At 69.8% G+C, this 10,805-nt stretch carries 11 protein-coding genes and 1 pseudogene; 7 read left to right on the top strand and 5 right to left on the bottom strand.

Features of this window, described 5'->3' with window-relative positions:
• Positions 1-21 precede the first annotated feature (21 nt).
• The 5 genes from OKJ99_RS34440 to OKJ99_RS34420 all read left to right on the top strand — a co-directional run bounded on the left by OKJ99_RS34440 (position 22) and on the right by OKJ99_RS34420 (position 3,710).
• A complete protein-coding gene (locus tag OKJ99_RS34440; protein WP_326022156.1) occupies positions 22-438 on the top strand; it encodes an ATP-binding protein in 417 nt (138 codons plus the stop codon).
• A 328-nt stretch (positions 439-766) separates the two neighbouring features.
• Positions 767-1,558, top strand: coding sequence for a helix-turn-helix domain-containing protein (locus OKJ99_RS34435; RefSeq protein ID WP_326022155.1), 792 nt, complete (start codon positions 767-769; stop codon positions 1,556-1,558).
• Between the two features lie 91 nt (positions 1,559-1,649).
• The gene (locus OKJ99_RS34430) at positions 1,650-1,997 is read left to right on the top strand and encodes a hypothetical protein (protein ID WP_326022154.1); all 348 of its coding nucleotides are present in this window, start codon (positions 1,650-1,652) and stop codon (positions 1,995-1,997) included.
• 262 nt (positions 1,998-2,259) lie between these two features.
• Positions 2,260-2,481 (top strand): hypothetical protein, encoded by a 222-nt coding sequence (locus tag OKJ99_RS34425; RefSeq protein WP_326022153.1) that lies wholly within the window; start codon positions 2,260-2,262, stop codon positions 2,479-2,481.
• 107 nt (positions 2,482-2,588) lie between these two features.
• Positions 2,589-3,710, top strand: a complete 1,122-nt coding sequence (locus OKJ99_RS34420; protein WP_326022152.1) for an ADP-ribosylglycohydrolase family protein — start codon at positions 2,589-2,591, stop codon at positions 3,708-3,710.
• Between the two features lie 46 nt (positions 3,711-3,756).
• On the opposite strand, the gene OKJ99_RS34415 is transcribed toward OKJ99_RS34420, so the two are convergent.
• Positions 3,757-5,310, bottom strand: coding sequence for a sodium:solute symporter family protein (locus OKJ99_RS34415; RefSeq protein WP_326022151.1), 1,554 nt, complete (start codon positions 5,308-5,310; stop codon positions 3,757-3,759).
• A 211-nt stretch (positions 5,311-5,521) separates the two neighbouring features.
• The gene (locus tag OKJ99_RS34410) at positions 5,522-6,316 is read right to left on the bottom strand and encodes an SDR family oxidoreductase (RefSeq protein WP_326022150.1); all 795 of its coding nucleotides are present in this window, start codon (positions 6,314-6,316) and stop codon (positions 5,522-5,524) included.
• Between the two features lie 102 nt (positions 6,317-6,418).
• Between OKJ99_RS34410 and OKJ99_RS34405 the strand changes: the two genes are divergently transcribed.
• Positions 6,419-7,267 (top strand): hypothetical protein, encoded by an 849-nt coding sequence (locus OKJ99_RS34405; protein WP_326022149.1) that lies wholly within the window; start codon positions 6,419-6,421, stop codon positions 7,265-7,267.
• Positions 7,268-7,419: 152 nt separating this feature from the next.
• On the opposite strand, the gene OKJ99_RS34400 is transcribed toward OKJ99_RS34405, so the two are convergent.
• The 3 genes from OKJ99_RS34400 to OKJ99_RS34390 form a co-directional block, all read right to left on the bottom strand.
• Entirely contained in the window at positions 7,420-7,620 is a 201-nt protein-coding gene (locus OKJ99_RS34400) for a DUF397 domain-containing protein (protein ID WP_326022147.1), read from the bottom strand.
• A 259-nt stretch (positions 7,621-7,879) separates the two neighbouring features.
• Complete coding sequence (locus OKJ99_RS34395) at positions 7,880-8,737, bottom strand: helix-turn-helix domain-containing protein (RefSeq protein ID WP_326022146.1); 858 nt, start codon at positions 8,735-8,737, stop codon at positions 7,880-7,882.
• Between the two features lie 299 nt (positions 8,738-9,036).
• The gene (locus OKJ99_RS34390; RefSeq protein WP_326022145.1) at positions 9,037-9,777 is read right to left on the bottom strand and encodes a GOLPH3/VPS74 family protein; all 741 of its coding nucleotides are present in this window, start codon (positions 9,775-9,777) and stop codon (positions 9,037-9,039) included.
• 213 nt (positions 9,778-9,990) lie between these two features.
• Here OKJ99_RS34390 and OKJ99_RS34385 point away from each other — a divergent pair.
• Positions 9,991-10,805: pseudogene (locus tag OKJ99_RS34385) on the top strand (hypothetical protein); the annotation flags it as partial.

The following is a 10,805-nucleotide window of genomic DNA, read 5'->3' as shown; positions in this document are numbered from 1 at the left end:
CGGTCCGGAACGCTGTGCAGCATGAACGGCTCAAGGGAACCGAAGCGCTTCACGCTCCTCCTCTCCGCGACCACTCGCGGCGCCCGCCTCGCCAGACTCCTCACCGAACGCCAACTCGCGGAGTGGAAAAGAGAGTCGGCGGAAGCCGAACACGTAGTGGCCGAACTCGCCGCCAACGCCGTCCGCCACGGCAGAGTCCCCGGCCGTGACTTCCGGCTGACGCTCACGCTCGACCCCGCGTACACGCTCCGTATCGAGGTGGCCGACGCGCGGCCGGACCGGGTCCCGCGAGTCCGCGTCGCGGACGGAGAGGGCGGCCGGGGGCTGATGATCGTCGCGGCGTACGCCGACCGGTGGGGTGTGACCAGCGGTGACGCGGGCGTGCCGCACAAGGTCGTATGGGCCGAACTCGACGCCCCGGAACTCGAGTTGGCGTGATCCGGTGATCCGGTACGCCAACCCCCAAAGAAAGGGTTGGGAAAACCAAACCCACCCACCCGACCTCCGGACGTAAGCCGCCGGAGGGGCGTCACCCGCGAGAGTGACGATCGCCAACTCGACTGGCGAACACGCGAGTTCGTGGTGCACTCTCTGCCGCATATGCAAAGCGGCCCCCGCCGGGACTGGCATCCCGGACGAGGGCCTGACCACCAAGGAAGAAAGAGGCTTCCCGATGTCTGGGCATCAGACTAGCGCGCCTTCGCGCGCCCATTCCGGCCGTTCGGCCACACCGTCACGCGGTCTTCACCGCTCCCGGGAGCGCCACATGTCCGAGTTCACCGTCGTCGGGCATCACCTGGCGCAGCACGAGAACCTCTCCCTCACCGCGATCGGCCTGGCCACGCACATCCAGTCGCTGCCCGACGGGTCGAAGGTCGGCATCAAGGACCTCGCCGCGAAGTTCCCCGAAGGGGAGGTCAGGGTCGCCGCCGCGCTGCGGGAGCTGGAGGCGCACGGCTACCTGGAGCGGATCAAGGAACGGCTGCCGTCCGGTCGGATCGTCACGCGCACGATCTCGTACGACAAGCCGCCGCATCTGCGAGGTCAGGCGCCGCCGGAGCCGTCTGCCGTGGACCTGCCGCCGGAGGTGCCCCGCATCGAGGCGAAGCCCCGGGCACCGCGCCCGCAGCGCCGGCCGCTCCGGGCGCCGCAGCCTGATCCCCAGGAGCCCGACCCAGGCCCGGCCCGCACCGCAGCCGTCGACCTCCTCATCGGCCTGCGCACCTACGACCCCCGCCTGTTCCTCTCCGAGCGGGACATCCGTCGCCTTGCCCCGGCCGCTGCCGAATGGCTGGCGCGGGGCATGGCGCCCGGCGACGTGAAACGGGCCCTGACGGCCGGTCTGCCGACCGATCCCATCCGCCACCCGGCAGCCCTCATGGCCCACCGCCTGACCGCGTTCCTCCCGCCCGAACTCCCACCGAGGCCCGAGCCTCTGTCGGGGCCACCCGCCCCACGCCGCCTGCCACTCCAGAACTGCGAAGGCTGCGACCGGGCGTTCCGGGCGGAGGGGCCGGGCAGCTGCCTGGGGTGCGCGGCCACGGCCGTAGCCGCGTAGGGGAAGGGCAGCACAACAAGTGACAAGCCCTGCCCCAGTGCGCGCCCGCCGGTACCGTACGAGGACCGAACCATCCGCACCGGAGGTCATCGTGAGTGTCCAGGCTGACGGCCCGTACGGACCGCTGATCCCCATGCCCCTACTCACGCCGAGCGCTCTGCGGGCAGCCGTCACCAGGATCGCGCCGAGTCGTGTGCCCGCGCTCACGCAACACCTCTTCGAGGCGACGACGAACGCACAGGAGACGCAGAGCCTGGCGCCCCTGCGTGCGTTCGTGCACTCCTGGGCCGTGTTCGTGGCGATCGAGCGGCACCCCGCGCGAGCAGCCCGACTGCGGGAGCTGGAGGGGCTGGTCGATGCGGGAGAGGGAGACCTGCGTGCCCTCATGGCCGAGATCCGGACCATCCGGGAGACGGCTGAGGCAGAGGCCGGCTTGTGACCGACTGGACCTGGACTACAACCCGAGTGCTGAATACGTCACGGAAGGGCTTCCGCCGGGAGTGGTGGCGGAAGTCGAACGACTCGCCACTGAGCTCGCAGCGCTCGGAGAATCTGCGGTGCGCGTAGGGCGCCCCATCGCCAAGGAGGGGGGTCTGCGGGAGTTCGACATCTTGAGCGGGAGAGGGTTCATCTGCTTCCTCGCGATTCCCCGGCACGCCTGTGTCTACGTCTGCAATGTGACCTGGTACGGCTGAGCTGTCATGGCGCTGAAACTTGTACGTGTCCACGCGGATGAGGCGGACATCGCCCTGATCAAAGAAGCGTCCGGACGCCTGGGCGTGTCCGAGGACGTGCTGATCAGAGAGGGGATCCATCGCATCGCGATGGCCGGCCGTGTCTGGGACGGGCCCTTCATCGCCGATGAGCAGACCATCGATCTGGGCGAGGCCGCTCCCATGAGCAACAGCCCGCACTCGGCGTGAGCACAGGCGTCCACAGTCCCATCACTTCGTGAACATTCCTGGTCGACGTCGGTCGATTACAGTGCTCCAAGCCGAAGGGTCGAGGGTCGTGACAGGAGGAGTCCCCCATGGGCGCAGCGCCCAACGCGGCGGCCGTCTGGGGCCGCACCGAACAGCAGGACTTCCGCAGCAGAGTGCGCGGGACCCTGCTCGGTGGCGCACTCGGTGACACCCTCGGCGCCCCGCTCGACGGCCTCACGCTCGACGGGATCCACGCCGAGCACGGGGACGAGGGGCTCAAGCAGCTGGTGCCCGTGTACGGGCGGACCGGGGCGATCACCGCCGCCACCCAGCTGACCCTGTTCACCGTGGACGGGCTCATCCGCGCCCAGGTGCGCCGCGACACGGGCGCCTGGCACCCGCCGACCGATGTGCACCGGGCCTACCTGCGGTGGGCGGCGACCCAGCGGGACTGGGGACCGGACCTGCGCCGCAAGGAGGACGGCTGGCTGGCCCGCGAGGAGTGGCTGTACTCGCGGCGGGGAGCAGGCCAGGCGTGTCTGCTGGGGCTCGGCAACGACGTCATGGGCACGCTCGACCGGCCCAAGAACCTGGACGCGGACGGCGCGGAGGCCGCGACCCGCTCCGCGCCGTTCGGGCTCCTCGTGGGCTGGGAGCCGCAGCTCGTGTTCCAGCTCTCCGTCGAGTGCGCCGTGCACACGCACGGCGCCGCGGAGGCCTACCTGGCGGCGGGCGCGTACGCGGTCCTCGTGCACGCACTCGCGCGCGGCGACTCCCTCGACGCCGCCGTGCAGCGCGCGCTGGCCCTGCTCGCCGCGCGCCCCGGGCACCCGCCCGTCGCGGACGCGCTCAAGCACGCGCTCGGCGCCGTACGGCAGGGCATGCCGACCGCGGCGCGGGTCGGCGAGCTCGTCGGGGACGGGGACGCGCCCGGCGTGCTCGCGGCCGCCGTGTACTGCGCGCTCGTCAGCGACGACATCCGGCACGGCCTCGGCCTCGCCGTGCACCACGACGGGCCCTCCGCCCAGGTCGGCGCGTTGTGCGGGAGCCTGCTCGGGGCGCTGCACGGGGAGACGGCGCTGCCGCCCGCGTGGGTGGCGGAGGTGGAGGGGCGGCCCACGATCCTGGAGCTCGCGGACGACTTCGCGATGGAGATGACGCAGGGCGCCGCCCTGCATGGGCCTGCCGGCGCGTCGGCGGGGTGGCTGGCGCGGTATCCGCGGGCGTAGGCCCCCCCGGGGAAAAAGATCGGGGCTCTGCCCCGGCCCCCGCGCCTCAATCGCCGGCGGGGCTTGAAATGGGTGTCGGCACCGCGGCGGCTGCCGCTCCGTCGTCGTCGGAGTTGATGCGCGCGATGATCGCGTCGCGCTCCGGGGTGTCCTCGGGCTTGATGTAGCCGATGAGGATGTAGAGCACCAGCGAGACGGCGAGCGGGATCGACACCTGGTACTGGAGCGGCACGCCGCCCTCGACGTTCCAGCTGATCGGGTAGTTCACCAGCCAGAACGCGAGCAGGCCCATGCCCCAACTGGTGAGCGCGGCGGTCGGCCCCGACCTGCGGAACTGGCGCAGCAGACCCAGCATCATCGGGATCGCGATCGGGCCCATCAGACCGGCCACCCACTTGATGACGACCGTGATGATGTCCTTGAACGTGGGCGAGTTGACCTGCGTGGCGACCGCCATGGACAGGGCCAGGAAGATCACCGTCGTCAGGCGGGCCGCGACCAGGCCCGTGCGCGGCCCCCACTGCCGTGCCTTCGAGGAGAGCGCGGGCGCCACGTCCCGCGTGAAGACGGCCGCGATCGCGTTGGCGTCGGAGGAGCACATGGCCATCGTGTGCGAGAAGAAGCCGACGATGACCAGGCCCAACAGGCCGTGCGGCAGCAGCTGTTCGGTCATCAGGCCGTAGGAGTCGGAGCCGTCAGGCTTCTGCGCCTGCACGAGCAGCGGCGACATCCACATCGGGAAGAAGAGGACGACCGGCCAGACCAGCCAGAGCGCGGCGGACAGATAGGCGGACCGCTTGGCCTCGCGCCCGCTGCTCGTCGCCATGTAGCGCTGGGCCTGGTTGAGCATGCCGCCGTTGTACTCGAAGAGCTTGATGAAGAGGAACGCGAGCAGGAAGACCGCGCCGTACTCGCCGACCAGCGGCTTGCCGTGGCCCTGCAGCTCGGGCCTGCTCCAGGCGTCGAAGAAGCCGATGTGCTTGTCGCCGAGCTCGAGCACGACCGCGACGAACATCGAGATCCCGGCCAGCAACTGGATGATGAACTGGCCGAGTTCGGTGAGCGCGTCCGCCCACAGCCCGCCGATGGTGCAGTAGACCGCGGTGATGACGCCCGTGATGAGGATGCCCTGGTTCAGGGACACACCCGTGAACACGGACAGCAGGGTCGCGATGGCCGCCCACTTGGCCGCCACATCGACGATCTTCAGCAGCATCCCGGACCAGGCGAGCGCCTGCTGGGTGCCCAGGTTGTAGCGGTTCTTCAAGTACTCCAGCGGGGAGGCCACATGGAGCTTGGAGCGCAGCCGGTTGATGCGCGGCGCGAACAGCCGGGCGCCGATGGCGATGCCGAGCGCGATCGGGAAGGACCAGGTGACGAAGGACGTCACGCCGTAGGTGTACGCGATACCGGCGTACCCGGTGAACATCACCGCGCTGTAGCCGGACATGTGGTGCGAGATGCCGGACAGCCACCACGGCATCTTGCCGCCCGCGGTGAAGAAGTCGGAGACGTTGTCGACGCGCTTGTGGGACCAGACGCCGATCGCGACCATCACGCCGAAGTAGGCGATGAGGACGACCCAGTCGAGACTGTTCATGTGCCCCCTCCAGGGGTTCCGCTGCACAACGGTTGCCCCCGGTAAGGGTGTTGGGGACGTGGGGGATTGAACCTCCGTGCTTGGGGCCGGTCAAGGGTTCTGTAGTCATGGATATGAACCCCGGACAGAATTCAGAACGTGGCGAAACCCGGGGAGGGGCCGGTTCCCCCTCACTGACCTGCGAAATCGACAGGCGGCCCGAGCGGGGCGGCTACCGCATGAGTTCTCCGGCGTTCACCAGGAGCTGCTGGCCGGTGATCGCACGCGCCCGGTCGGAGGCGAGGAAGACCGCCGCGTCCGCCACGTCCCCGTCCGTCGCGAGGTCCGGCAGGGCCATCCGCTCGGTGAGCCGCCCGAGCACCTCGTCCTCGGGTACGCCCTCGGTCTGCGCGGTGATCTGGACGTAGGCCTGCACGGGCGGCCCCCACATCCAGCCGGGCAGCACGGTGTTCACCCGGACCCGGTGCGGACCGACCTCCCGCGCCAGCGAGTACATCGCGCTCGTCAGGGCGCCCTTCGACGCCGCGTACGCCGCCTGCCGCACCTGTGAGGGCGCCGCGATCGCCGACTGCGTCCCGATGAAGACGACCGAGCCGCCGCGCTCCTTGAGGGCGGGCAGGCAGGCGCGGGTCATCCGCAGCGTGCCGAACAGATTCACGTCGACGACCTTGCTCCAGGTCTCGAAGTCAGCGTCCTCCAGGCCGCCGAAGTAGCTGTCCCAGGCCGCGACATGGACGACCGCGTCCACGCCCCCGAACCGCTCGCGCGCAAGGTCCGCGAGCGCCTCGCACTGCGCCTCGTCGCCGATGTCGGTGGAGCGGAACGCGGTCCGCTCGCCCTCCGGGTCCAACTCCTTCGCGCAGGCCGCGAGATGGGCCTCGGTGCGGGCCCCGAGCACCGCGTTTCCGCCGTCGCGCAGCACGGCCTCCGCCACCTGGCGGCCGAGCCCCGCGCCCACTCCGGAGATGATCACGGTCTTCCCCGCAAGCAGTTCCGCATTCACCATCGGTTCGCCTCCCGGCTCTGGCGTTCTGTCTGACGGGGCGTCAGAGTATGGGCGTCGAACGGGAGATGGAAGGCCTGCGCGAGAGGGTGGAAGGGGAGCGGCATGGAGGACACGCACGAGGACACGCACAGCGAGACGTACGCGGAACTGGCGGCCGTCGGGCCGTACGGGGTGCGTCCGGGGCACGCCCTGATCACCATGGTCGAACCGCATCCGGGCCATGAGCACGCCTACAACCGCTGGTACGAGGACGACCACTACTACGCGGGCGCCATGGCCATGCCGTGGATGTACGCGGGGCGCCGCTGGGTCGCCACCCGCGACCTCCAGCTCCTGCGCTACCCGGAGAAGTCGGCGGTCGCCGAGCCGGTCACGGCGGGCTGCTACATATCCACGTACTGGATCACCGAGGGCCGCTACGACGACCACATGAAGTGGACCGTCGGCATCAACAAGCGGCTCAACCGGGACGACCGCGTCCACCAGGACCGCACGCACGTCTTCACGTCGTTCCAGGACCACGAGGCGACGGTGTACCGCGACGGGGACGAGGGGCCGCGTGACTTCCACGCGCTCGACCACCCGTACCAGGGGCTGGTCGTCGAGGTGATCGACTCCGAAGGCCCGGAGCAGCGTGCCGAGTTGCTGGACTGGCTGCGCACCGAGCAGCTGCCACGGCGGCTCGCCGGCTCGCCCGCCGCGATGGTCACGGTCTTCCGCCCGACACCGCTGCCGGGGGACAAGATGACGTACGTGAAGCAGGTCGAGGGCGTCGACACCCGGCTCACCCTGCTCTGGTTCCTGCAGTCCGACCCGCGCGAATGCTGGCAGGACCACTTCGTGGGCCTGGGGGATGCGGTGGCGGCGTCGGGCCTCGGCCGGGTGGAACTGGTGGCCCCGTTCGTCCCGACCGTGCCGGGTACGAACCAGTACGTGGACCAGCTGCGCTGACCCGGACAGCGCCGAGCCCCCTCGGCCAGGACGGCGGACCAGTCGAGAGGGCTCTATCAGTGGTGCGATCTTGCATGGTGCTGTCTTGCGCAGTGCTGTGTTGCATCGTGCTGTGTTGCGTGTTCGGTTGTCTCACGGAGTTGGCTGGGGGGTCAGCTGTCGACCCTGCTCATCTCCGTGACGAAGGCGCTCCAGGAAGCCGGCGCGAACGCCAGGTTCGGACCCTGCGGGTCCTTGGAGTCGCGCACGTCCACGGCGTGGGCCGCGGGAGACTTGATCTCCACGCACGCGCCGTTCCCCGCCGAGTAAGAGGACTTGATCCAGGTGGGCTGTGAGCCCTTGGTGATTGCCATGATCTGCTCCGGTCTGGCCAGTGATCCCTTGCTGGGCCGCGGACTTGCCGCGGCTTTGCGCCAACACCTTGTCTGTTGTTGGCGTGATCGACGCTACTCGCCGACCGAGGGCAGCGGTGGGGCCATTCACTCGACCGGATGGCATATTCCAGGTGGGTCTTCCATGGGCCCGTGGGAAAGGTGTACTGTGCGGCGCTTTCCCACGGGCGGGGCCTGGATCAGAGGCCTGAACTCTGCGGTCCGTTACGCGAGTTGGCCCTCAGCGCGTGTGCCGTTTCGCGGCTTCCAGGATGAACTGCCGGGACTGCTCCACGTTCAGCGCCTGGGCGCGCAGGTGCTCGTACATGACGCTGTACTTCTGCACGTCCTGCGTCTTCTCCAGGTAGAGGTCGCTGGTGACGCCCTCGATGTAGACGACGCTGGAGTCCGCCGCGTCGGGGAACTCGAGAATCGCGTACTGCCCCGTGATCCCCGGGTGCGCGCCCATCTCGAAGGGCAGTACCTGCACGGTGACATGGGGGAGCCCGGACACCTCCGCGAGGTGCTCCAGCTGCTCGCGCATCACCACGGACCCGCCGACGGCGCGGCGCAGCGCCGCCTCGTCCAGGACCACCCACAGGCGCAGCTGGTTGGCCTCGTCGTTGATCCGCTCCTGGCGGCGGATGCGGACCTGCACACGCTTCTCTACGTCCGTGGGCGAAGCCTCGGGCATCGCGCCCTGGATCAGCGCCTCCGCGTAGCCGCGGGTCTGCAGCAGGCCGGGGATGCACTGCGACTCGTACACGCGCAACGACGCCGCGTCGGTCTCCAGGCCGATGTAGACGCTGTACGGAATGTCGCCGAAGGAGTGCCACCAGCCTTGCTGGCGCGAATCCTTGGCCATTTGCATCAGCGAGTCGATGACGCGGTGATCCTCGACCTCGTACACCCCGCACAGATCGCGTACGTCGCGCTGACTGATGCTGCGCCGCCCGTTCTCCAAGCGGCTGATTTTCGACTGGGACACCAGCAGGCGCTCGGCGACCTCTTCGGCGGTCATGCCCTTGAGTTCGCGGAGCCGGCGCAGCTCCTGGCCCAACCGGCGTCGCCTGACGGTGGGATTGACGTTGGACGCCACGGACGTGCACCTCCGGCTACGTGCAATTCTCTGATCTGCATACGTTGCGTGTCTACTGCTCAGCAGATTGCCACCCCGAGGCGGCCCTGCGCTGGGAAACGGCGGATGTGCGCGGGGCGCACATGCGGGTTGCACGTGCCTCCTACGCAGCGAAAACGCGACCGCGCGGGGCGACGTGCCGGGGCGTCGTCCTCACGCCCGGCGCATCACCCCGCGCGGTACAGCGGCTCCCGGACCGGTTCTTGGGGACTACGGTGCGGCGCTGTGGTGCTACGGGTGGTGCTGGTGGTGCGGTTTGCCTAGTGGGCCACGGCGCGAGCCATGGAACCGCGGCGTGGCTGCATCGGAACGCCGCGAGCGGGCTCCGGTGCACCCCGACCGCCGGCCGAAGGGGCCGGTGAGCGGCGTGGCTGTACCGCCACACCGTTCTGGACGTCCATCACGGCGTGCGCCACGAGGCCGCCCATCGGGTCGTGCCTGATCAGGTCCCGCAGCCGGGAGCGTGAGGACCTGCCCTCGTTGCCCGGATACAGGTGCTTGCCGAGTCCGACCGCATGGGCCAGTGCGGCGAGCGCCGCGGTCCGTGGGTCCGGTGGGACCCCGGTGCGGATCGCGCTGTCCAGCCGGGCCCTAATCTCCCGGCTGACTGCCGACTCCGTCGCTTGGTAGCGAGTCGTCGGCAGTACCCCGCACATCTGTCCGGCCACGGCATGAACCATGCCGCACCGCTCCAGGTGCGAGAGGTAGGTCTGTCGCAGGCCAAGACGTGGCCCGCCTATCCAGTGGACCGCCCGTACGGGAGCGCCACGCCTTCGCAGCAACTCCAACGCGCAGTCCAGAGTCGGATCTCCGGTCGGCCGTGGTGCCACCACGGCGATACGATCCCCGTCTGGGGCTATCCGTCCGGCCAGCGCCAGCTCTACTAGCTGTGCTCCGGCCAGACCTAGGTCGAGCGACTGCGGCTGCGCTGTGGTACCCGTGGCCGGGTCCAGAGCGAGCAGCAGAAGCTCCTCCGGAAGTGTTCTGCGGCTCCTGCCCATCCATGCCTCCCCGCGTGGATGAATGACAGGGTGACCCCTCTCACATTGGTCTGTCGAGAGTGCGTGGGGGGTTTGGACGGGAACCTCTAGGTATGTCGTTCTCGTCTACCACGTGGGTTAAGCCCCCACACAGGACACTGGTACATGGTTCGGACAGGGCTGTTCTGTCCGGCGGCAAGTGGTTGAGTGGTTCATTCGGTCGAGGAGGCATCGGTGGCGGGGACCCCCGACAGGTCGGGAGAGCACAAGGCGTCGGGAGGTCCGGCTCCGGAGGATCCGCGTCTCGCGGTGTCGCGGGGCGCGGACCCGGATACGGGATCGCAGGACGGCGGCGACGACCGTCTGCGGGCGGCCGTGGCGGCCTGGGTGGCAGGCGACGACGGCTCCGCCGATGCGTCTGCAGTTGCAAATTCAAACGGCGACTCCGCTGAGCGGAAGCCGGCCGACGAGGAAGCGGCGGACACCACGCCGCCCGCCGCACCCCCCAGCGACGCCGAGCCGACCGCGAAGGTGGCCGCCGAGGGCGACGCCCAGGGCGACGGCAGCAACAACGCCAAGGCCGAGACCGAGCCGGCCGCTCAGGCCGCCAGCGAGTCCGATGCCGAGGCGGATGCCACGTCGGCCGCTGAGGGCGACGGCAAGGCGGATGCCAAGGACGACGTCCGGACGGGCGCCAAGGGCACCAAGTCCAGCGCCACGGCCGACGTCAAGGCCGACGCCTACGGCGACGGTGAGTCCGACGCCGATGGCAACGCGCAGCCAGCCGCCAAGCCCGACGCCAAGTCCGGCGCGCAGCCGGCCGCCAACCCTGGCGCTAAGTCGGGCCCCGAGTCCGACGGTACGGCGGGCGCCAAGGGCGACGGTAAGTCGGCCGGGAAGGCCGGCGCGCAGCCGGCCGCCAACCCTGACGCTCAGTCGGACGCCGAGTCCGGCGGCACGGCTGGCACCAACGGTGACGGTAAGTCGGCCGGGAAGGCCGAGCCGGTCGCGAAGGGCGACGCCAAGTCCGGCGCGCAGCCGGCCGCCAA

Source organism: Streptomyces endophyticus, assembly GCF_035798155.1.
Taxonomy (GTDB): Bacteria; Actinomycetota; Actinomycetes; order Streptomycetales; family Streptomycetaceae; genus Streptomyces; species Streptomyces endophyticus.
The sequence above is the reverse complement of the archived record's forward strand: the minus strand, read 5'-3'. Positions and strand labels throughout refer to the sequence as shown.